The organism is Burkholderia sp. AW49-1 (assembly GCF_053427845.1).
This window is the reverse complement of sequence record NZ_JBSAXF010000013.1, coordinates 135,661-155,809: the sequence shown is the minus strand read 5'-3', so window position 1 is coordinate 155,809 and position 20,149 is coordinate 135,661. Positions and strand designations below refer to the sequence as shown.

Annotated in this window: 21 protein-coding genes; 8 read left to right on the top strand and 13 right to left on the bottom strand. The window is 69.0% G+C overall.

Going from position 1 to position 20,149, the window contains the following annotated elements:
• Position 1 precedes the first annotated feature (1 nt).
• From flgH to flgB, 7 genes are all read right to left on the bottom strand, one after another.
• Positions 2-691, bottom strand: a complete 690-nt coding sequence (gene flgH / locus ACV22W_RS20805) for a flagellar basal body L-ring protein FlgH (protein ID WP_448021407.1) — start codon at positions 689-691, stop codon at positions 2-4.
• A 21-nt stretch (positions 692-712) separates the two neighbouring features.
• Positions 713-1,501: a flagellar basal-body rod protein FlgG gene (gene flgG, locus ACV22W_RS20800; protein WP_014895799.1), complete on the bottom strand. Its 789-nt coding sequence runs from the start codon at positions 1,499-1,501 to the stop codon at positions 713-715.
• 35 nt (positions 1,502-1,536) lie between these two features.
• Positions 1,537-2,295: a flagellar basal-body rod protein FlgF gene (flgF, locus tag ACV22W_RS20795; RefSeq protein WP_059691964.1), complete on the bottom strand. Its 759-nt coding sequence runs from the start codon at positions 2,293-2,295 to the stop codon at positions 1,537-1,539.
• A 20-nt stretch (positions 2,296-2,315) separates the two neighbouring features.
• Positions 2,316-3,557, bottom strand: coding sequence for a flagellar hook protein FlgE (gene flgE, locus ACV22W_RS20790; protein ID WP_448021405.1), 1,242 nt, complete (start codon positions 3,555-3,557; stop codon positions 2,316-2,318).
• A gap of 28 nt (positions 3,558-3,585) precedes the next feature.
• Positions 3,586-4,332, bottom strand: coding sequence for a flagellar hook assembly protein FlgD (locus tag ACV22W_RS20785; RefSeq protein ID WP_448021403.1), 747 nt, complete (start codon positions 4,330-4,332; stop codon positions 3,586-3,588).
• Positions 4,333-4,399: 67 nt separating this feature from the next.
• Positions 4,400-4,825, bottom strand: a complete 426-nt coding sequence (gene flgC / locus ACV22W_RS20780; protein ID WP_059535085.1) for a flagellar basal body rod protein FlgC — start codon at positions 4,823-4,825, stop codon at positions 4,400-4,402.
• Positions 4,826-4,860: 35 nt separating this feature from the next.
• Positions 4,861-5,349 (bottom strand): flagellar basal body rod protein FlgB, encoded by a 489-nt coding sequence (gene flgB, locus ACV22W_RS20775; RefSeq protein WP_059448497.1) that lies wholly within the window; start codon positions 5,347-5,349, stop codon positions 4,861-4,863.
• A 206-nt stretch (positions 5,350-5,555) separates the two neighbouring features.
• On the opposite strand from flgB, the gene flgA reads away from it, so the two are divergent.
• The 3 genes from flgA (at position 5,556) to ACV22W_RS20760 (ending at position 7,774) form a co-directional block, all read left to right on the top strand.
• Positions 5,556-6,797, top strand: coding sequence for a flagellar basal body P-ring formation chaperone FlgA (gene flgA / locus ACV22W_RS20770; RefSeq protein WP_448021402.1), 1,242 nt, complete (start codon positions 5,556-5,558; stop codon positions 6,795-6,797).
• Positions 6,798-6,915: 118 nt separating this feature from the next.
• Complete coding sequence (gene flgM / locus ACV22W_RS20765) at positions 6,916-7,248, top strand: flagellar biosynthesis anti-sigma factor FlgM (protein WP_059448495.1); 333 nt, start codon at positions 6,916-6,918, stop codon at positions 7,246-7,248.
• A gap of 85 nt (positions 7,249-7,333) precedes the next feature.
• Positions 7,334-7,774, top strand: a complete 441-nt coding sequence (locus ACV22W_RS20760) for a flagella synthesis protein FlgN (protein ID WP_448021400.1) — start codon at positions 7,334-7,336, stop codon at positions 7,772-7,774.
• Positions 7,775-7,897: 123 nt separating this feature from the next.
• Here the strand turns inward: ACV22W_RS20760 and ACV22W_RS20755 are convergent, their stop codons facing one another.
• Positions 7,898-9,748, bottom strand: a complete 1,851-nt coding sequence (locus ACV22W_RS20755; RefSeq protein ID WP_448021398.1) for a M24 family metallopeptidase — start codon at positions 9,746-9,748, stop codon at positions 7,898-7,900.
• Positions 9,749-10,189: 441 nt separating this feature from the next.
• Between ACV22W_RS20755 and ACV22W_RS20750 the strand changes: the two genes are divergently transcribed.
• Entirely contained in the window at positions 10,190-11,008 is an 819-nt protein-coding gene (locus ACV22W_RS20750) for a helix-turn-helix domain-containing protein (RefSeq protein ID WP_448021397.1), read from the top strand.
• Between the two features lie 48 nt (positions 11,009-11,056).
• On the opposite strand, the gene ACV22W_RS20745 is transcribed toward ACV22W_RS20750, so the two are convergent.
• The 4 genes from ACV22W_RS20745 to ACV22W_RS20730 form a co-directional block, all read right to left on the bottom strand.
• Positions 11,057-12,298 carry a multifunctional CCA addition/repair protein gene (locus tag ACV22W_RS20745; RefSeq protein WP_448021396.1) on the bottom strand — a complete coding sequence of 414 codons (1,242 nt, stop codon included), beginning with the start codon at positions 12,296-12,298 and terminating at the stop codon, positions 11,057-11,059.
• Positions 12,295-12,942 (bottom strand): glutathione S-transferase family protein, encoded by a 648-nt coding sequence (locus tag ACV22W_RS20740; RefSeq protein ID WP_448021394.1) that lies wholly within the window; start codon positions 12,940-12,942, stop codon positions 12,295-12,297. Before ACV22W_RS20740 ends, ACV22W_RS20745 begins: the two co-directional genes overlap by 4 nt.
• A 54-nt stretch (positions 12,943-12,996) precedes the next feature.
• Positions 12,997-13,956 (bottom strand): complex I NDUFA9 subunit family protein, encoded by a 960-nt coding sequence (locus tag ACV22W_RS20735; protein ID WP_448021392.1) that lies wholly within the window; start codon positions 13,954-13,956, stop codon positions 12,997-12,999.
• A gap of 150 nt (positions 13,957-14,106) precedes the next feature.
• Entirely contained in the window at positions 14,107-16,059 is a 1,953-nt protein-coding gene (locus ACV22W_RS20730; protein ID WP_448021390.1) for a transglycosylase SLT domain-containing protein, read from the bottom strand.
• Between the two features lie 8 nt (positions 16,060-16,067).
• Between ACV22W_RS20730 and ACV22W_RS20725 the strand changes: the two genes are divergently transcribed.
• Positions 16,068-16,676, top strand: coding sequence for a 5-formyltetrahydrofolate cyclo-ligase (locus tag ACV22W_RS20725; protein ID WP_448021388.1), 609 nt, complete (start codon positions 16,068-16,070; stop codon positions 16,674-16,676).
• Between the two features lie 68 nt (positions 16,677-16,744).
• On the opposite strand, the gene ACV22W_RS20720 is transcribed toward ACV22W_RS20725, so the two are convergent.
• Entirely contained in the window at positions 16,745-17,257 is a 513-nt protein-coding gene (locus ACV22W_RS20720; protein ID WP_059535061.1) for a winged helix DNA-binding protein, read from the bottom strand.
• A gap of 148 nt (positions 17,258-17,405) precedes the next feature.
• On the opposite strand from ACV22W_RS20720, the gene pxpB reads away from it, so the two are divergent.
• The 3 genes from pxpB to pxpA are packed head-to-tail and all read left to right on the top strand — an operon-like array spanning position 17,406 to position 19,946.
• Positions 17,406-18,062 carry a 5-oxoprolinase subunit PxpB gene (gene pxpB / locus ACV22W_RS20715; RefSeq protein ID WP_448021386.1) on the top strand — a complete coding sequence of 219 codons (657 nt, stop codon included), beginning with the start codon at positions 17,406-17,408 and terminating at the stop codon, positions 18,060-18,062.
• Complete coding sequence (locus ACV22W_RS20710) at positions 18,059-19,126, top strand: 5-oxoprolinase subunit C family protein (protein ID WP_059691956.1); 1,068 nt, start codon at positions 18,059-18,061, stop codon at positions 19,124-19,126. The genes pxpB and ACV22W_RS20710 overlap by 4 nt, the downstream gene beginning before the upstream one ends.
• 55 nt (positions 19,127-19,181) lie before the next feature.
• Positions 19,182-19,946 (top strand): 5-oxoprolinase subunit PxpA, encoded by a 765-nt coding sequence (gene pxpA, locus ACV22W_RS20705; RefSeq protein ID WP_124626961.1) that lies wholly within the window; start codon positions 19,182-19,184, stop codon positions 19,944-19,946.
• The last annotated feature ends 203 nt before the right edge of the window (positions 19,947-20,149 follow it).

The window sequence follows — 20,149 nt, the reverse complement described above, 5'->3', positions numbered from 1 at the left end:
GTCACCACGGTGCGATGTTGAGGAAGAAGCGCTGCAGCCAGCCCATCGTCTCGGCTTCGTTGATGTAGCCCTTCGCCGAGTATTCGATCCGCGCGTCGGCCACCTGCGTCGAGTAGACCGAGTTCGCGCCCGAGATCGTGTTCGGGTTGACGACCCCGGAGAAGCGCACGAACTCGTTGCCCTGGTTGATCAGCATCTGCTTCTCGCCGCTGACGACGAGATTGCCGTTCGGCAACACGTTGGTGACGGTCACCGTGATCGTGCCGTTGAACGTGTTCGCCGCGCTGGCGCCGCCGGTCGCCGCGAACTTGTTGTTGCCGGCCGCCGACAGGTTCGCCTTCGCGAACAGCCCGCCAAGGAAGCCGGCCGTCGGCACGTTGAAGCTGGTGTCGCCCGCGCGGTTGGTGTTCGCGCCCGACGACTTGGTCGCGTTGATGTTCTCCGCGATCACGATCGTCAGGATGTCGCCGACGTTGCGCGGCCGCTGATCCTCGAACAGCGGCCGGCCCGCGTAGCCCGGGTTGTAGATCGAACCGGGCGCCTGCATCGACATCGGCGCCGGCGGCTGCGCCGTCATCGGCTGCTGGATGATCGGGTCGCGCGGAATCTGCGCGCAACCGGCGAGCGCGGCCACCGCGACCGCGCACGCGGCGCGGACGGAGGCTGACGGGAGGAGGCGAACCTGCTTCATGGCGACGACGGGACGTTCCGGTTAGCTCTTCATCTGCGTGACGGTCTGCAGCATCTGGTCGGACGTCGTCACGGCCTTGCTGTTGATCTCGTACGCACGCTGCGTCTGAATCATGTTGACGAGCTCCTGCACGACGTTCACGTTGGACGCCTCGACATAGCCCTGATTGAGCACGCCCGCGCCGTTCAGGCCCGGCTGCGACACGTTCGGCGCACCCGACGACGTGGTCTCGGCGAACAGGTTCTCGCCCTTCGCCTCGAGGCCGGCCGGGTTGATGAAGGTCGCGATCTGCAGCGAGCCGATCTGCACCGCGTTGCTCGAGCCCGGCTGCGTGACCGACACGACGCCGTCCTTGCCGATCGTGAGCGACTGCGCGTTCTGCGGCACGGTGATCGCCGGCAGGATCTGGTAGCCGCTCGACGTGACGAGCTGGCCCTGCGCGTTGGTCTGGAACGAGCCGTCGCGCGTGTATGCGTTCGTGCCGTCCGGCATCAGCACCTGGAAGAAGCCCGCGCCGTTGATCGCGACGTCCTTCGAGTTGCCGGTCTGCGTGAGGCCGCCCTGCGTATACAGGCGCTCGGTCGCGACCTGCTGCACGCCGGTGCCGAGCTGCAGGCCCGACGGCAGTTCGGTCTGCTGCGTCGAGTTCGCGCCCGGCTGGCGGATGGTCTGGTACAGCAGATCCTCGAACACCGCGCGCGACGCCTTGAAGCCGTTGGTGCTGGTGTTCGCGAGGTTGTTCGAGATCACGTCCATCTGCGCCTGCTGCGCATTCATGCCGGTGGCGGCGATGTAGAGCGATCGGTTCATGTTGAATCTTCTCCTGGTAGCGAGGGCCGTGCCGCTCAGCTGAAGTTGAGCAGCTGGTTCGCCGACTGCTCGTTCTGGTCGGCCGTCTGGATCAGCTTGGACTGCAGCTGGAACGCCCGTGCGTTGTCGATCATCGCGACCATCGCGGTCACCGGGTTCACGTTGCTGCCTTCGAGCGAATTCGGCGTGACGACCACGTTCGGATCGGTATCGGCCGGATTGCCGTCGGCGGTGCGGAACAGCCCGTCGTTGCCGCGCGTGAGCGTGGCGGGGTCCGGGTTCACGAGCTTCATCTGGTCGACGATCGCGACCGCCGTCGGCGGATCGCCCGGCATCAACGCCGACACCGTGCCGTCCTTGCCGATCGTCACTTCCGCGTTCGGCGGCACCGAGATCGGGCCGCCGTTGCCGATCACCGGCAGGTTGCTCGCGTTGACGAGCTGGCCGTTTTCGTCGACGTGCAGGTTGCCGGCACGCGTGTAGGCCTCGCTGCCGTCGGCGGCCTGCACCGACAGCCAGCCGGCGCCCTGCACGGCGACGTCGAGCGGGTTGCCGGTGCGCGTGATCGGGCCCGGTGCGTAATCCGCGCCGGGCGTCGATGCGAGCACGTAGGTGCGCGTCGTCGTCGGGTCGATGTTGCTGCCGTCGCCGAAGTTCATCGGCACCGCGCGATAGGTCGCGAGCTGCGCGCGAAAGCCCGTCGTCGACGCGTTCGCGAGGTTGTTCGCGACGATCGCCTGCTGGTCGAGCGACTGCGACGCGCCCGTCATCGCCGTGTAGATCAGTCGGTCCATGGCTGCCGGTTATCCGCGCATTACAGGTTGATGAGCGTCTGGTCGACGGTCTGCTGCGTCTTGATCGTCTGCGCGTTCGCCTGGTAGTTGCGCTGCGCGGTGATCAGGTTGACGAGCTGCGACGTGAGATCGACGTTCGAGTTCTCGAGCGCGCTGCCCTGCAGCGAACCGTGGTTCGTGCTGCCCGGCGACGAAATCTGCGGCACGCCCGACGCGGACGATTCGGCGTACTGGTTGCCGCCGAGGTTGACGAGCCCGTTCGGGTTGTTGAAGTTCGCGAGCACGATCTGGCCGAGCACCGACGTCTGGCCGTTCGAGTAGTTGCCGGTCAGCTTGCCGTCGGCGCCGATCGAGAAGGTCGTCAGCGTGCCGCTCGCATAGCCGTCCTGCGCGAGGTTGTTCACGCCGTCCTTGCCGCCGTACTGCGTGGTGCCGGTCAGGTCGAGCGTGAGCTGCTGCGGCGTCGCCGAGCCGTCGGTGTTCGGGACGGTGAACTGGAACTGGCCGAGCGATGCGGTCGGCGCGGCCGGCGTGCCCGTCGTCGTGCTCTGGATCGCGCCTGACGAGTTGAACGTGACCGTGCCGAGGTCCGTCGTGGTGCCGCCCTGCACGCCCGCGTAGGCTTCCCACGTGCCTGCCGCCGACTTCACGAAATACATGTTGACCGCTTGCGAGCCGCCGAGCGAGTCGTACACCTGGATCGACGTCGAGTAGTTGTACGTCGTGGTGTCGGTCGCGCTGAACGGCGTCTTGGTCGGCACCGTGTCCTGCGAGTTCAGGTTGAACTGGCCGGTGATCTTGGTCGTCGCGGTCGGCGCGATGTTGCTGGTCGGCGCCTGCAGCGGCACGGTCTGCGCGGTGTTGATCACGCCGCCCGTGTTGGCCGCGTAACCCATCAGGTTACGGCCTTGCGAGTCGACGATGAAGCCGTTCTTGTCGCGCTGGAACGTGCCGTCGCGCGAGTACGTCGTCACGCCGTTGTTCGACATCTGGAAGAAGCCGTTGCCGTTGATCGCGACGTCGAGCGACGAGTTCGTCGTGTTGATCGTGCCCTGGCCGAACTGCTGCTGCACCGAGGCGAGCGTCGTACCGATCCCGATTTGCGTGTTGACCGACGTCGCGACCGAGTTCGCGTACATGTCGGAGAACTGCGCGGTGCTCGACTTGAAGCCGACCGTGTTCGCGTTCGCGATGTTGTTGCCGATCACGTCGAGCGCGTTCGATGCGCCGGCGAGGCCGCTCAGACCCTGTTGATAACCCATTTCGGTCTCCGTTTTCGAGAAATCTGGATCAGTTGGTGGTGGTCGTGCCGCCGGACGACGACGACGCGGTGTTCGGGAAGATCGACGCGACCTGGGTCAAGCCCACCGTCGTGCCGTTCGACAGCACGAGCCCCGCCGTGCCGTCGGCCTGCTTGATCACGCTCTGCACCTGCGCGGCCGCGAGCACGGTCGGCGCATATGTCTTGCCGTCCGAGCCCGTGTATTGCGCGCTCACGGTGTACTTGCCGTCCGGCAGCGCGTTGCCGGCCGCATCGGTCGGCGTCCAGTTGAACGGCACCGTGCCGGCCGACTGCTTGCCTGCGTTGATCGTGTTGACGACGACGCCCGAGCTGTTCTTCACGGTGATCGTCAGGTTCGACACGTCGTTCGCGAGCGACACGCCGAACGGCGACGCAGCGCCGCTCTTCACCGCGACGCTGTTGCCCGGCGCGAGCACGTTCGTGCCGATCAGCAGCGCGGCCTGCGTCTGCTGGCCGGCCGCGAGCTGCGTCGACAGCGACGTGAGCGACGTGTTCAGCTGCGCGATGCCGCTCACCGTGTTGATCTGCGCGAGCTGCGACGTCATCTGCGAGCTGTCGACCGGGCTCGTCGGATCCTGGTTCTGCAGCTGCGTGACGAGCAGCTTCAGGAACGTCGCCTGCAGGTCGCTCGCCGATGTGCCGTTCGTCGACACGTTGTTGGTGTTCATCGTGTCGGTCGGCAGGGTCGACACGTTGGTGCCGTTGCTGCCGATCGTCGTGCTGGTGGAAGTCATCCTGGGTGGCCTTGTGTCGGAACTGTCGGGTCTGGGTCTCGGTGGGGAAGGACGCCCGGCGCGCGGCTTACGTGCCGATCGTCAGCGTCTTGAGCATCAGCGTCTTCGCGGTGTTCAGCGTCTCGACGTTGGCCTGGTACGAGCGCGACGCCGAGATCATGTTCACCATCTCCTGCACCGGATCGACGTTCGGCATCTGCACGTAGCCATTCGCGTCGGCGGCCGGGTTCGCCGGGTCGTAGGTCGACTTCATCGGCGACGGATCGTCGACCACCCTGGTCACGCGCACGCCGCCGACGCCCTGGCCGGACGCGGTGCGCGCGCCGCCGATCGGATCGGTCGCGAACACGACCTGCTTGGCCTTGTACGGCTTGCCGTCGGGGCCGGTCGCGCTGTCGGCGTTCGCGAGGTTCGACGCGGTGACGTTCAGGCGCTGCGATTGCGCGGACAGCGCCGAACCGGCGACGCCGAAGATGTTCATCAACGAGGGCATGAGGGCTCCTTGTTCGGGGCGAAAGCGGCGCGCGCTTACGAGTTCGTCGAGATCGCGGCGATCATCGCCTTGATCTGCTGGGTCATCACGGTCATCCCGGTTTCGTAGTGCAGCGCATTGTTCGCGAACTGCACGCGCTCGACGTCGAGATCGACCGTGTTGCCGTCGAGCGACGGCTGCAGCGGCATCCGGTACTGCGCGCGACCGTAGTCGTCGGCCGGGCCGCCCGTCGGAATCAGCTTCGCGGTGCCGGCCATGTGGCCGGGCGCCGTCGACACCATCGTCATCCCGCTCGTCACGCCGGCCGGCTGCGCCATCGGCAGCTGCGCGGCGTTGCTCGGCGCGAGGCCGCCGCCGGTCTGCTTCAGCGAGCGCGCGAGGGTCGACGCGAAGTCGACGTCGCGGGCCTGATAGCCGGGCGTGTCGGCGTTCGCGATGTTCGACGACAGCAGTTCCTGCCGATAGGCGCGCACGTCGAGCGCCTGTCGGCCGAACGCGAATTCGGCATCGAGTTTGTCCAGCATGTGTGCGTCTCTCCGTATGAAGCGCTGCACGCCCCCTTGCGCCGGATGGCGACCCAAGGGGCTTTTTTCCATGACAGCGATGGTAGGCGTCGGGCGCAACCGGCAATCGGACGAATAACGCGGCAAAGGCCCCCTCTATTCATCGTTTGCGCGACGGCCGGGCTCCCTAGAATGCGAATCGGATCAACGGCTTCGAGGACACGGCGATGACAGGCGCACTTCGCGGAAACGACGGACGCGGCACGCGCATGGCGCGGGCGTTCGCGCTCGCCGCGGCGCTGTGGCTCGCGGTGCCGCTTGCGCACGCGGACGACGGGATGATCGTGATTCCCGGACGCGGCGAGACGGCCGAAACCGCGCTCGCGCATGCGAACGCGGCGAGCGGCGGGCAGTTCGGCGGGAATGCGGGCACGGCTTCGGGTACGGGCATGGCGATGGCGGGCGGTGCCGTTGGCGCGGGTGGTGGCGCCGGCATGACCGGCGCGGCCTCGGCCGGCTCTGCGGCGCTGCCGGCCGGCTCGATGGTCGTGACGAGCGTCCCGCCGCCGGCCGCCGTGCCGGCGCCCGCGCCGCGCCCCGTCTACGCCGCCGCGCGCACGAACGCGGGCGATGGCGCACGGCGCGCCGCCGATCCGGGTGCCGTCGCGACCGTCGTCGCCGGTACGGCCGAGCCCGCATCGAATTCCGCGAATTCCGCACGACCGGCCATCGCCGCGCGCATGGCCGCGGCCCGGGCCGCTTCAGCCGCGCCGGCGCCGCGCGCGCCGGCCGCTGCCGCCAACCCGGCCCAGGCCGCCGCCACGCTCCAGCCGGCCACGCCGGCCGGCCAGCAGGACCCAGACACGATCCGGCGCACAGCCCTCGCATTCCTGCAGCAGCAGGTCGCGGGCCTGCCGGGCAAGACCACCGCGACCGTCGCGACCGCATTTCCGCGCGGGCTCGCCGCCTGCACGACGCTCGAGCCGTTCCTGCCGACCGGCGCGCGCCTGTGGGGCCGCACGACGGTCGGCGTGCGCTGCGCCGGCGAGCGGCCGTGGACCGTCTATCTGCAGGCGAAGGTCGCCGTGCAGGCCACCTATTACGTCGCCGCGCGGCAGATCGCGCCCGGCGAGCCGCTCACTGCGGCCGACCTCGTCGCGCGCGACGGCGACCTGACGGTGCTGCCGCTGGCGGTGATCACCGATCCCGCGCAGGCGGTCGGCGCGACCGCGCTGGCCCGGATCTCGGCCGGGCTGCCGCTGCGCCAGGACATGCTGAAGAGCGCCGCGTCGGTGTCGGCCGGCCAGACGGTGCGGGTCGTCGCGGCCGGGCCCGGCTTCACGATCTCGGCCGAGGGCAGCGCGCTCGCGAATGCGGCGCCGGGCCAGTCGGTGCGGGTCAGGATGGCGGCGGGGCAGATCGTCACGGCGATCGTCAAGGACGCCGGGACCGTGGAAATTCCGCTATAGGGACGGATCCCGCCGCAAGATTGCAAAGAATTGTCTATTCGGAGAATGTCGGGCTCACGATGCTAAAGTTCGGGCCGACCCGGCCGTTATCTGGGTCATACCGTACAGGAAACCCATCGTGAAGATCGATTCCACTCCGAACCCGAGCCCACTCGCGTCGACCGGCAACGGCGCGACCCGCGCGCAATCCGGCGCGGCTTCGTCGTCGTCCGCGCAAGCGGCCGACGCAGGATCGACCGGCGGCGACACGACCGTGAACCTGTCGGGTCTGTCCGGCCAGCTGCGTTCGCTGTCGGCCTCCGGCAGCGCCGACATCGACACGGCCCTCGTCCAGTCGATCAAGGACGCGCTGAACAACGGCACGTTGACGATCGACGTGAACAAGATCGCCGACGGCGTACTGAATACCGCCCGCGACCTGCTGCAACAGCAGCGCTCGCAGGGCAACTGAGCCGGCCCGGGGCCCGTCACGCCCGGACCGGTCCCCTGGTTTGCCGGCATGCGGACACGCGTGCCGGCGCGACGAGCATGACGCGATGAGAGAAGAGCTGCTGGCCACGGTCAACGACGAACACGCGACGGTCGAAGCGTTCGCGTCCCTGCTCGCCTACGAGGAAAAGGCACTGACGACGCCGGAGCCGCTCGACGTGCTGCCCGGCATCGTCGAGAAGAAAAGCGCGTTGATCGACCGGCTCGCGCAGCTCGAGCGCACGCGCGACACGCAGTTGTCCGCGCTCGGCTTTCCGGCCGGCAAGAAAGGGATGGACCAGGCCGCCGAGCGCGATGCCCGCCTCGCCGGCCGCTGGCAGTTGTTGCTGCAGGCCGCCGAACGCGCGCGCCAGGCCAATGCGACCAACGGGATGCTGATCCGGATCCGGATGGACTACAACGAGCGAGCGCTCGCGGTGCTGCGCTCGGCGCCCGCGCCGGCCGGGGTCTATGGCCCGGACGGGCGTGTGTCGGCGCTGATGCGCTGATGCCCCGACCGTACCGACTGCACCGACTGCCCCGATTCCACTGACGTACCGATCACGCCGGCGCATCGACGCGCCGGCTGCGCACCGCGCGGCCCTGCCTCGGCCGCGCGCCCCTTCCCCGTCTTACAGCAGCGGACACGCGGTGACCTGCGTGCCGCGTTCCACGCAAAGCCGTTCGTAGTCGCGCAGATACGCGCGCTCGTCGTCGTTCAGCAATTCGACGTCGATCAGGTCCCAGTCGTAGCCGACCGTGACGATGTTCTCGAACGCCACGGTGTCCGACGCGTCGTCGTCCGCGCGCACGATCACGATGTTCTCGATCCGCACGCCACCCTTGCCCGGCACGTAGATGCCCGGCTCGACCGAAATCACCGCGTTCGGCACCAGCCCGTACTTCGCGCCCGGCGCGAACCGCACGCCGCCCTCGTGCACGTGGATCCCGACGCCGTGCCCGGTGCCGTGGCCGAAATCGTAGCCGTGGTCGCGGCACACCTGGCGCACCGTCGCATCGACGTCGCCGCCCGTCGCCGTCTTCGGGAAACGCGTGACGAGCCCCTTGATGCACGCCTTCAGCGCGACCGTGTAGATCTCGCGCTGCCACGGCTGCGCGACCGTCTCCGGCCGCGTGCGACGCAGCACGACGCGCGTGCAGTCCGTCGCGAAACCGGCGTCGTAGTAAGCGCCGCTGTCGAGCAGCACGAGCTCGCCTTCGGTCAGCTCGACGTCGGCGCTCGCCGCCGTGTAATGCGCGAACGCGCTGTTCGCGCCATTCGCCGCGATCGACGGGAACGTCAGCGCGACCGCCGAACGGGCGCCGTACGCGTCGTTGATCGTGCGGGCCAGGTCGTACTCGGTATGGCGCCGCCCCGGCTCGCCGGCCTTCGCCCAGCGCATCGTTTCGGCGATCGCCGCCGAACTGCGCGCGAACGCGTCGCGGAACCGGTCGAGCACGGCCGGCGTCTTGCCGGCCCGCAGCGCCTCCACCGGGTTGAAATCGGCGTGGCGCGCGTGCGGCCACACGCGGCGCACCGACTCGACGAGCGCGCAGTTGACCGATTCGAAGCCGTAGCACACGTGGTCGACCGCGAATTGCGCGAGGAAGCGCTCGAGTTCGGCGAAGTCGCGCCGGATCACGTGCAGCGCCGGATACGACGCCAGTTCGACCGGGCAGCGGTCGCAGCCTTCCGGCAGGAACAGCACGACCTGCTCGCCGACCGCGAACAGGAAGCCCAGGTGCGACGACGCATTCGGGATGTGATAGCCGCGGCTGTTCAGCAGGTACGCGAGATCGTCGGACGCGCACGTGAAGAATGCGGTCTTGCCGGGCGCCGCACCGGTGTGCGCGGCGAGCCGCCGGTTCAGCGCGTCGAGGTTGTGCGCGACGCTCGCGCCGGTCATCGCGTCCGGCAGCTCGAAGATCGGCCGCTCGACCACCCAGCCCGGCAGCGCGATCGCGCGGTCGATCTCGCGCTCGACGAGGCTCGTCCAGTCGAGCGACGCCGCCTGCGTGCGCTCGACCAGCCGGTCGCGCTGCGCGACGCTGATCCGCAGCGCGTCGTAGCCGACCCGCGCGAGCCGGCTCGCGTGCGCGAGCAGCCAGTCGGCCAGCGCCTGCCAGATCGTCACGTTCATCCCGAGCTTTTCGATGCGCACGCGCGCCGGGTCGCACTGCTGTTCGGCCTGCAGGTGATAGCGGCCGTCGACGAACAGCACGAACGGCGGCACGCCGAGCGCCTGCGCGGTCGCCGCGCTCAGGAAGATCCCGCAGCCGGCCGAGCCGTCGAAGCCCGACAGCGCGTAGCGCGGGTTGTTGCTGCGCGGCAGGTATTCGGTGATGTATTCGTCCTGCGACGTGACCACGACCGCGTCGAGCCGGGCGGCGTCGAGCAGTCGCGACAGACCGGCCTGCGTGTCGGCGACGGACGCGTCGTACGAGGGAAGGCCGGAGAAGCTGTATTTCAGTCGATCGATCATCGGATACCCGCTATTGATTGTTGTCGTCCGCCGTCGGCGTCACGCGCCGGCGCGTGCCTGGCGCGCCGCGCCGCCCGCGCGGGGACGACGCGCGGCCCGGCGAGCAGCCGCGCCGTGGCGCGTTCCATCGACGGATTTTCGGGGAAATTTTTGTCTCACTTAACTTTGTTTGATGCGAGCGACAGAATCTAGAGCACGCTGAAATCGAGGTCAAGCCAAAATTTTCGTAGGGCTAAAATTACCGGCACCGCGCGCGGCGGCGGCGGCGCGGCCCCACGCGGCCCTGCCTGGCGCGGGGCGGCCGGGCGCCGCCGTGCGCGGTACAATGCGCCGGCATCGTCGTCCCGACGGCCGTGCTTCGTGCGATTCGCGGAATGCCGCATCCCGGCGACGGCACCGCCCCTCCGCTCGCCTTGCGACTCGTTGCCACGAAAGAGATTCATGGATTCAGACATCATGCGTATCGGCCAGCGCATTCGCCGCCTGCGCCGGGAAGCGAAGAAGACGCTGCTGGAAGTCGCGACCGAAGCGAACCTGTCGGTCGGGTTCCTGTCGCAGGTCGAGCGCCACCTCACCGGCATTTCGCTCTCGTCGCTCGTCAACGTCGCGAAGGCGCTGAACGTGCCGCTCGGCACGCTGATCGACCAGCCGCGCCAGGCGCAGCCCGACTCGCACGCGGGGCGCCGCGAACCGTACGCGGTCGATGCCGCGTCGCAGTGGTACGAGCGGCTGTCCACCACCTTCGACGGCAGTCAGATCAACGCGCTCAAGGTCCGGATGATGGAGGGCTACCGTTCGGAATGGGTCGCGCACGGCGGTGACGAGTTCGTGTACGTGCTGACCGGCCGGCTCTGCTACACGATCGGCAAGAAGGATTACCCGCTGTCTGCCGGCGACTCGCTGCACTTCGACGCGCGGAAGCGCCACCGCGTCGCGAACGTTGGCGACGGGCCCGCCGAAATGATCGCGGTCGGCACGCTGCCGCTGTTCGACGACAACGGCGCCGAGCTGGGATCCGAGGCGATGAAGATCAGACTGCTCGCACGCGATGCCGGCGCGGCGCCGGGAGAACCGCGCGTGAGCCGCCGTAAAGCCGCACCGAAGCGCGAGCGCGATGCGGATTCGAACGCGGCCGCGCCGGACGACACGCCCGCCCGTGCGATGACCAGGCCGGCAGCCAGAAAGCCGCGCTCGGCCGCTGCCAAACGTCAGGCTGCCGCCACGCCGGCCCGCCGCGCCACCGCCCGCACGAAGAAATGACGGCTGGCGGCCGGGCGGCGCACCACGCCACCCGGCGCTTCCGCAGCACTATTCCTCGATCGCCAGCGCCTGCTTGACGGCCTCGATGCGCGCGCGATGCACGGCATCCTTGATCTGCATCGCGTCGTTGGCGACGCCGCGCGCGATCGCGCCCGCGTCGACGCTGCGCGCCGCCACCAGCGCCACGCGCAGCCGCTCGGCCTGCGGATACGGCTGCGTGTCGAGCCCGAGCCGGCCGCGCGCATCCGATTCGCACGCCTGCAGCATCTCGGCGAAGCGTGCGGGCTTGCGCAGCGCGTCGCTGCGCTCGAAGAGCCGCACCAGCGCGGCCGCGCCCATTTCCATCACGCGATGCAGGTTGCCGTGCTCGCGCGCGACCACCAGCGCGAGATCGCGGCACTCGTTCGGCACGCGCAGCCGCTCGCACAGCGGCTTGATGAGATCGACGCCGCGGCCTTCGTGCCCGACATGGCGCGGCAGCACGTCGGCGGGCGTCGTCGCCTTGCCGAGATCGTGCGTGAGCGCCGCGAAGCGCACCGGCAGCGAGTAGCCCTGCTTCGCCGCATAGTCGACGACCATCATCACGTGCACGCCCGCGTCGACTTCCGGGTGGTAGTCCGCGCGCTGCGGCACGCCCCACAACGCGTCGACCTCGGGCAGGATGCGCGCGAGCGCGCCGCACTCGCGCAGCACCGCGAACATCCGCGACGGCTTCGCCTCCATCAGCCCGCGCGCGATCTCCTGCCACACGCGCTCGGGCACCAGCGCGTCCGCTTCGCCCGCGTCGACCATCCGCCGCATCAGCGCGAGCGTGTCGTCCGCGACCGTGAAATCCGCGAAGCGCGCGGCAAAGCGCGCGATCCGCAGGATCCGCACCGGATCCTCGACGAACGCGTTGCCCACGTGCCGGAACACACGTGCACGCAGGTCGGCCTGTCCGTCGAACGGATCGATCACCGGGCCGATCAGCGCGCCCTCCGGGCTCACTTCACGCGCCATCGCGTTGATCGTCAGGTCGCGCCGCGCGAGATCCTCGTCGAGCGTCACGTCCGGCGCGTAGTAGAACTGGAAGCCGTGATAGCCGGCCGCCGTCTTGCGTTCGGTGCGCGCGAGCGCGTATTCCTCCTGCGTGTCCGGATGCAGGAACACGGGAAAATCCTTGCCGACCGGCCGGAAGCCCTGCGCGGCCATCTGCTCGGGCGTCGCGCCCACCACCACGTAGTCGCGGTCCTGCACCGGCACGCCGAGCAATTCGTCGCGGATCGCTCCGCCTACTGCGTAGATGTTCATGGCGTCGGTTCGTATTCGGCGATCACGTTGGTTTCGCGGCGCGCGGCATCGATCCAGCGCTGCACCGCCGGCAGCGCCGTCACGCGCGCGGCATACCCGGCGGCCTCGGGCGACAACGCCGGCGCATACGTGTTGAAACGCATCACGACGGGCGCATACATCGCATCGGCGATCCCGAATTCACCGAACAGGAACGGTCCGCCCGATGCCTCGATGCATGCGCTCCACATCTCGTCGATGCGCGCGACGTCGGCGAGCGCATCGGGCGTCGCGCCGCGTCCCGGCATCGACGCGCGCACGTTCATCCCCATCTGCGTGCGCAGCGCGGCGAAGCCCGAGTGCATCTCCGCCGAGATGCAGCGCGCATGCACGCGATCGAGCGGATCGGCCGGCCACATCGGGAACTGCGGATAGCGCTCGGCGAGCGTCTCGGCGATCGCGAGCGAATCCCAGATCGCGATGCCATGGTCGTCGATCAGGCACGGCACCTTGCCGGTCGGCGAATACTCGCGGATGCGCGCGGCCGTGTCGTCGCGGCGCAGCTCGATCGCGATCTCGTCGAACGGGATGCCGAAATGCGCGAGCAGCAGCCACGGCCGCATCGACCACGACGAGTAATTCTTGTCTCCAATGACGAGTTTCATGGCGGGGTTCCGAAAAGCGCGAAAGTGAATGACGGAAGCGACGGCCCGCGATGCCTAGCGGCGCGAGCGGAACCAGTCGAAGCGGGAGCGCCGCGCGGCATGGCCGAGATACGCGGGTGCGATGCTCTCGAGACTCGCGGGCGAGATCCCGAGTTCGGGCGCGAGCGGCCCGGACAGCACGTTCGGCACCGACATCGACGCGAGATTGTCGCGCGTGATCATCGGCTCGCCGGGCAGGCATTCGAACACGCTCGCCTGCAGCCGCGCGAGCGCGTCGGGCAGGCGCACGATGCGTGCCTGCCGGCCGACCAGCGTGCCGCAATAACGCACCAATTGCTCGAGCGTGTAGACGGTGGGGCCGCCGAGTTCGTAGGTCTTGCCGTGCGCGGCCGCGAGATCGAGCGTGTTGACGAACGCGCGCACGACGTCGCCGACGAACACCGGCTGGAAGCGCGCATCGGGCATCGCGAGCGGCAGCACCGGCAGCGTGCGCTGCAGGTTCGCGAACGTGTTCAGGAACGCGTCGCCGGGGCCGAACACGACTGACGGGCGGAAGATCGTCAACGCGAGCGAGTCGGTCGCCGCGACCGCATGCAGCGCGGCCTCGCCGTCGCCCTTCGAGCGCTGGTACATGCTCGGGCCGTGCGAATCGGCGCCGAGCGCGCTCATGTGCAGCAGGCGCCGCACGCCGACTTCGACGCACGCGGCGGCCAGCGCGGCCGGCAGCGCGACGTGCGCGCGCTCGAACCCGGGCCCGTACGGCGTGCCGCGGCCGCCGTGCAGCACGCCGACGAGGTTGACGGCCGCATGCGCGCCGGCGACGAACCGCGCCAGCGTGCGCGGATCGAGCGCGTCGAGCTCGACGATCTCGACCGGCAGCATCTGCAGGTGGCGTGCATGCTCGCGCCGCCGCGTGCCGATCCGCACCCGCTTGCCGGCGTCGATCAACGCATTGACGAGCCGGCTGCCGATGAAGCCGGTGCCACCCAGCAGCGCGATGGTCTGGCGATCCATGTTCGAGACCTCTACAGGGCTGTTCACGCGAATAACGGGCTTGCGCTGGCCCCACAAACGACTCTTCCAGTCAGCGGAACGAGCCCGTCGTTAGCGTGAACGACTCCTTGAACACTGCCGCGTCTCGCGCGGCAGTGGAAAGATTGCGGATCAGGGCGAGATCATGCCCAGGCGTTTCTTCAACGACTGCGGTTTGCCCTCGAAGAGCGCCGCGTAGTAGACGGTATTCGACAGCACGTTCTTCACGTAGTCGCGCGTCTCGTTGAACGGAATCGTCTCCGCGAAGATCGCGCCTTCGACCGGCTGCGTCAACACCTGGCGCCACTGGCGCGGCCGGCCCGGGCCCGCGTTGTAGCCGGCCGTCGCCAGCACCGGCGAGCTGTCGAAGTTGTTGTAGATGTCCGACAGGTACCAGGTGCCGAGCTGGATGTTCGTATTGATGTCGTGCATCTGCGCACGCGTGATCGTGCCCATCCCGAGCTTCTTCGCGACGAGCTGCGCGGTGGCCGGCATCAACTGCATCAGCCCGCCCGCGCCGACCGACGAACGCGCGTTCGTGATGAAGCGCGACTCCTGGCGAATCAGCCCGTACGCCCATTCGATGTCCAGGCCGGTCGACTGCGCGTAGCGCTCGACGATGTCGCGGTACGGCGACGGGTAGCGCAGCGTGAAGTCGTGCTCGGCCTTCGTGCGGTCGGCCGTGTTGACCGTGCGGTCGAGCAGGTCGATGCGCTTGCCGTATTCGGCGGCCGCGAGCAGCTGGCGATCGGTCATCCCGCGCAGCGGCCAGTTCCATTCGCGGTTGCCCTCGAGGCGCAGGTTCAGCCCATAGAAGCGTTGCGCGAGCGCGAATCCGGGGATCTTGCTCATCGCGTCGACGTCGGCGTCGCTCACATTCGTGCGCGGCGGGACCGACGTGCGCTGGCCGAGCTCCTCTCCGGCGAGCTGCCCGTAGAAGTTGAACTGGCCCGCGACCTGCTCGAATTCCTGGTTCGCCTGCAGCGTGTCGCCGCTCTGCTTGAGCGCGCGTGCATGCCAGTAGATCCACGCCGGATCGCTGCGCAGCGACGGCGGCATCTGTTCGATCGACCAGCGCACCATCGGCCAGTTGCCGACGAGCAACGCGGCGCGCGTGCGCCATTCGTAACCGGGGTTCGACAGCGGCGCGTTCGCGGATTTCGCATACCAGACCGATGCGAGCGCCGAGCGCTTGATCGCCCCCTGGTAGCCGATCGCGCCCCATGCGATCGCCTGCTCCTGCTTCGTCAGCGAGCCGGCGATGGACGTCAGCATCCCGGCCGCAGCGTCCGGGTCGTTGCGCGCCATGCGGCCGAGCGCGATCAGCGCGAGCTGATGCGATACCGCGTCGGGGCCGACGCCGCGCGCGAGGTACAGCGGCGGCGCGCTGGTCGCCTGATCGAAGCCGACCGGCCGCGGGCCGAGCGCGTCGACGATCTTCCCGCCGAGCGTCGTGTAGTTCTGCTCGTACGCGAGGCGTGCCTGCTGCCACACGTCGTCGCTCGTGAACTGCTGGTTGACGGTGAGCGCCGTAATCAGGTCGACACAGGCGTCGCCGTAGTATTTCGGCTCGACGAGCAGCGCGCGCGCCGCCTCGGCGACGTTCTCGCCGCGCGCCGCGCGCGATTCGAGCGCGTAGCACTTGACCTGCGTGTCGTCGTCGAGCACGAAGCGCTTGTACTGCTCGTCGAAGCCGCGCCAGTCGTGGCGCGCGCCGAGCACGAGCAGGTAGTCGTTGCGCAGGCGGTCGGCGATCGCCTGGCCGTCGTAGCGCTGCAGGAACGACTGCACGGGGGCGTCGGGTGCGTCGACACGTGCGCGGCCCGTCGAATCGAACAGTTGCGGCTTGATCTGGAAATACTCGACGTAGGACGGAACCGGATAGTTCGGAATCATCGCCGCGAGCTGCGCGGCCTTCGCGGCGTCGTTGCGGCGCGCGGCTTCGCGCAGCTGCACGAAGATCTGGTCGTCCCCGGCGAGCGTGTCGTCGTTCGGTGCGGCGCACGCGGCCGTGCCCGCGACGAGCGCGGCGGCCGAAAGCGCGAGCGCGACCGCGCGATATACTCGGAAAAGGCTGTTCGACATCGTTTTGAATGGAGCACGAAGTGAGCGAAAGCATAGCATGCAACCCTGTGCCGAACCCGAAGGTTGCACTGCGCAAAACGCTGTCCGGCGCGCGTCGCGACGCCGCGTCGCAGCCCGCCGCGAACGCCGCGCTCGACGCGCGGCTGCGCCTGTTGCTCGAGCGGCTCGCGCCGCGCACGGTCGGCTTCTACTGGCCGCTGCCGGGCGAATTCGACGCGCGCGACGCGGTGCTCGCGTGGTCCGCGGCAGGCCCGGGGCGCCGCGCCGCGCTGCCGGTGATCGGCGAGAAGCACACGCCGCTCGCGTTCCATGCGTGGGATGCGCACACGCCGATGCGCGAAGGGCATCACCGGATTCCGGAGCCGGCGTCGGGGGTCGTCGTCGTGCCCGATCTGTTGCTGATTCCGTGTGTGGGATTCGATCTGCAGCGCTACCGGCTCGGCTATGGCGGCGGCTATTACGACCGCACGCTCGCGGTGTGGCCGGGCGAGACGCTGCCGGTGACGGTCGGCATCGCGTATGAAGCGTGCCGCCTGGACGCGCTGCCGGCCGAAGCGCACGATCTCGCGATGCGCTGGATCGTGACCGACGGCGCGCTTTACCCGGCCGCCGGATGACGGGGCGCGCGACGCGAAGGCTGCGGCATGCCGCGCGTCACCGCGTCGACCGTCCCGTCCGCAATCGTTTACAGCGACGCCGCCGCGCGCGCGGCCGTGTCGTAGAGGCCCGATGCGTGGCGCAGCAGCTGCGCCGCGTCGCCGATCTGCTCGTTGGTGAGGCCGCTGTCCTTCAGCGTCTCGATCAGGCAATGCTCGCGCACCTCCCGATACTTCATGCACAGCTCGCGGCCCGCGTCGGTCGCGAAGAAGAACACTTCCTTGCCGCTCTTCTCGCTCTTCACATAGCCGCGCGCGATCAGTTTTTTCAGCGCATAGGTCGCGACGTGCGTATCCTCGATATTGAGCACGAAGCAGATGTCGGCGAGCTTCTTCTTGCGTTCGCGATGGCTGACGTGATGCAGCAGCGACACCTCGACCGCCGTCATGTCCTTCGCGCCCGCGGCCGACATGCAGCGCACCATCCAGCGATTAAACGCATTGCCGGCCATGATGAGCCCGTATTCGAGTTCCGACAGCTCCGCGCTCGAATCGGAAACGAGGTGTTCGGATGACACGATCTTGGTCGCAGGACGCTTCATGGAAAGGCGGCGCAAGCCGGATGACAGGGTGTGCCGAGTGTACGCCAGAAGCCCGGACATACGGGCTAGGCGAAAACGCTTATTGGGAAGTTGTCGATATTTTATTGACAATGTGCGCTAACATTGCCGTCCGAACCGTGCCAGTCCGATGACGCAACCCCGCATTTATCCGCTCGGCGACGCCGCCCTCGTCTGCGAAGTGCCGCCGCCCGCCACGCTCGATTGCCAGCGCCGCGTCTGGGCCGTCGCCGAGGTCGCGCGCGCGTGGCCCGACGTGATCGACGTCGTGCCGGGCATGAACAACCTGACGATCGTGTTCGACGCGCTCGCCGCGACGGCCGAGTCGCTCAAGCCCGCGCTGCGCGACGCGTGGGAAACCGCCGACATCGAGCACGCGGACGGCCGGGAAATCGAAATCCCGGTCGAATACGGCGGTGCGGCCGGCCCCGATCTGGCGGCCGTCGCCGCGCACACCGGGCTGCCGGCCGACGAAGTCGTCGCGCGTCACGCGGCCGGCGAATACGTCGTGTTCTTCGTCGGCTTCCAGCCGGGCTTCGCCTATCTCGGCGGCCTCGATGCGTCGCTGCACACGCCGCGCCGCGCGGCGCCGCGCCTGGAAGTGCCGGCCGGCTCGGTCGGCATCGGCGGGGCGCAGACGGGCATCTACCCGGCCACGTCACCCGGCGGCTGGCAGCTGATCGGCCGCACGTCGCACGTGCTGTTCGACCCGGCGCGGCCGCAGCCGGCGCTGCTGCTGCCCGGCGACCGCGTGCGCTTCACCATTGCCGGAGTCGACGCGACATGACCCAGAACACCGCACCGGGCACGATCGAGGTGGTCCGCGCCGGCCCGTTGTCGACCGTGCAGGATCTCGGCCGCCGCGGCATGCGCCATCTCGGCGTCGCGCAGGGCGGCGCGCTCGACGGCCTCGCGCTCGAAGTCGGCAACCGGCTGGTCGGCAATCGCCCCGACGCGGCAGCCGTCGAAATCACGATCGGCCCGGCCGCGTTCCGCTTCACGCGCGCGACGCGCATCGCGATCACCGGCACCGAATTCGGCGCGACGCTCGACGGCAAGCCCGTGTATTCCTGGTGGAGCCTGCCGGTCGATGCAGGGCAGACGCTCGTGCTGCCGGCCGCGAAACGCGGGATGCGCGGCTATCTGTGCATCGCCGGCGGCATCGACGTGCTGCCGATGCTCGGCTCGCGCAGCACCGATCTCGCATCGCGCTTCGGCGGCCTCGGCGGCCGCGCGCTGCGCGACGGCGATCGGCTTCCGGTCGGTGTGCCGCCGGCCGGCGCCGGCTGCCTCGCGGCCGATGCGCCCGAATTCGGCGTGAAAGCGCCCGCGTGGTGCGCGTTCGTGCGCGTCGACGAACCGCCGCGCCGCCACCGGCCCGCGCATGCGCCGTGGGCGATGCCCGTGCGCGTGCTGCCGGGCCCCGACTACGCGTCGTTCGCGGCCGATTCGCAGCAGGCGTTCTGGGACGAGGAATGGCTCGTCACCGCGAACAGCAACCGGATGGGCTATCGTCTCGCCGGCGCCGAGCTGGTGCGCGAGCGGCCGGTCGAGCTGCTGTCGCACGCGGTGCTGCCCGGCACGATCCAGGTGCCGCCGAACGGCCAGCCGATCGTGCTGATGCACGACGCGCAGACCACCGGCGGCTATCCGAAGATCGGCACGGTGATCCGCGCGGATCTCTGGAAACTTGCACAGGCGCGGCTCAACCTGCCGATCCGCTTCGTGCGCACGACACCCGACGCCGCGCGCGCCGCGCTGACCGCAGAACGTGCCTATCTGCGTCAGATCGACGTCGCGATCGAGATGCGCGAGGAGACCCGCCGCCGCGCGCAATCGCGCGCGGCGTGACAATGGCGGAAGCAGGACGAAGGACGCGCCACGCCATCAGTGGACGAGGAACATCATGGAAATCGATCTGAATGCCGATCTCGGCGAAGGATGCGGATCGGACGAGGCGCTGCTCGACCTCGTCACGTCGGCGAACATCGCGTGCGGCTGGCATGCAGGCGGCGCCAATGCGATGCGCGACTGCGTGCGCTGGGCCGTGCAGAAAGGCGTGTCGATCGGCGCGCACCCGAGCTTTCACGACCCGGAGAATTTCGGCCGCAAGGAAATGCAGCTGCCGGCCGGCGACATCTATGCCGGCGTGCTGTACCAGCTCGGTGCGCTATCGGCGATCGCGCAGGCCGAGGGCGGCCGCATCGCGCACGTGAAGCCGCACGGCGCGCTGTACAACCAGGCCGCGCGCGATCCGATGATCGCCGACGCGGTGGTGTCCGCGATCCACGACTTCGATCCGTCGCTTGCCGTGTTCGGGCTCGCGAACAGCGTGTTCGTCGCGGCCGCGCGCCACGCGGGGCTCGCCGCGGTGGAGGAAGTGTTCGCCGATCGCGGCTATCGCGCGGACGGCTCGCTCGTGCCGCGCAGTCAGCCCGGCGCGCTGATCGATGACGAGGAAGCGGTGCTCGCGCGCACGCTCGACATGGTGCGCGATCGGCAGGTGCAGTCGGTGAGCGGCGAGTGGGTGCCGCTCAATGCGCAGACCGTCTGCCTGCACGGCGACGGCCCGCATGCGCTCGCGTTCGCGAAGCGGATCCGCGCGGCGCTCGAAGCGGCCGGCATCGACGTCGTCGCCCCGGGCGCGCTGGAAGCCGACGAAGGCGCCTGACCGGCGCGCAAGCCGCGCCGCCGCCCGACGAAAACCGCCGCACCAAAGAAAAAAAGCGCCCTCGTGGCGCTTTTCTGTTGGCGCAATCGCCGCGGACTTCGCCGTCTGTCGATTCGCCCCCCGAAACCGTCTGTCGACGGTGACCGGAATAATGCTCCGGATTAAAAAACGTCCGCCGCCGCCCGATTGCTGCTTCCCCCGGT

Coding starts and splice junctions, on each gene's coding strand:
- flgH (WP_448021407.1), bottom strand. CDS start 691: ATGAAGCAGGTTCGCCTCCTCCCGTCAGCCTCCGTCCGCGCCGCGTGC.
- flgG (WP_014895799.1), bottom strand. CDS start 1,501: ATGAACCGATCGCTCTACATCGCCGCCACCGGCATGAATGCGCAGCAG.
- flgF (WP_059691964.1), bottom strand. CDS start 2,295: ATGGACCGACTGATCTACACGGCGATGACGGGCGCGTCGCAGTCGCTC.
- flgE (WP_448021405.1), bottom strand. CDS start 3,557: ATGGGTTATCAACAGGGTCTGAGCGGCCTCGCCGGCGCATCGAACGCG.
- ACV22W_RS20785 (WP_448021403.1), bottom strand. CDS start 4,332: ATGACTTCCACCAGCACGACGATCGGCAGCAACGGCACCAACGTGTCG.
- flgC (WP_059535085.1), bottom strand. CDS start 4,825: ATGCCCTCGTTGATGAACATCTTCGGCGTCGCCGGTTCGGCGCTGTCC.
- flgB (WP_059448497.1), bottom strand. CDS start 5,349: ATGCTGGACAAACTCGATGCCGAATTCGCGTTCGGCCGACAGGCGCTC.
- flgA (WP_448021402.1), top strand. CDS start 5,556: ATGACAGGCGCACTTCGCGGAAACGACGGACGCGGCACGCGCATGGCG.
- ACV22W_RS20760 (WP_448021400.1), top strand. CDS start 7,334: ATGAGAGAAGAGCTGCTGGCCACGGTCAACGACGAACACGCGACGGTC.
- ACV22W_RS20755 (WP_448021398.1), bottom strand. CDS start 9,748: ATGATCGATCGACTGAAATACAGCTTCTCCGGCCTTCCCTCGTACGAC.
- ACV22W_RS20750 (WP_448021397.1), top strand. CDS start 10,190: ATGGATTCAGACATCATGCGTATCGGCCAGCGCATTCGCCGCCTGCGC.
- ACV22W_RS20745 (WP_448021396.1), bottom strand. CDS start 12,298: ATGAACATCTACGCAGTAGGCGGAGCGATCCGCGACGAATTGCTCGGC.
- ACV22W_RS20740 (WP_448021394.1), bottom strand. CDS start 12,942: ATGAAACTCGTCATTGGAGACAAGAATTACTCGTCGTGGTCGATGCGG.
- ACV22W_RS20735 (WP_448021392.1), bottom strand. CDS start 13,956: ATGGATCGCCAGACCATCGCGCTGCTGGGTGGCACCGGCTTCATCGGC.
- ACV22W_RS20730 (WP_448021390.1), bottom strand. CDS start 16,059: ATGTCGAACAGCCTTTTCCGAGTATATCGCGCGGTCGCGCTCGCGCTT.
- ACV22W_RS20725 (WP_448021388.1), top strand. CDS start 16,068: ATGGAGCACGAAGTGAGCGAAAGCATAGCATGCAACCCTGTGCCGAAC.
- ACV22W_RS20720 (WP_059535061.1), bottom strand. CDS start 17,257: ATGAAGCGTCCTGCGACCAAGATCGTGTCATCCGAACACCTCGTTTCC.
- pxpB (WP_448021386.1), top strand. CDS start 17,406: ATGACGCAACCCCGCATTTATCCGCTCGGCGACGCCGCCCTCGTCTGC.
- ACV22W_RS20710 (WP_059691956.1), top strand. CDS start 18,059: ATGACCCAGAACACCGCACCGGGCACGATCGAGGTGGTCCGCGCCGGC.
- pxpA (WP_124626961.1), top strand. CDS start 19,182: ATGGAAATCGATCTGAATGCCGATCTCGGCGAAGGATGCGGATCGGAC.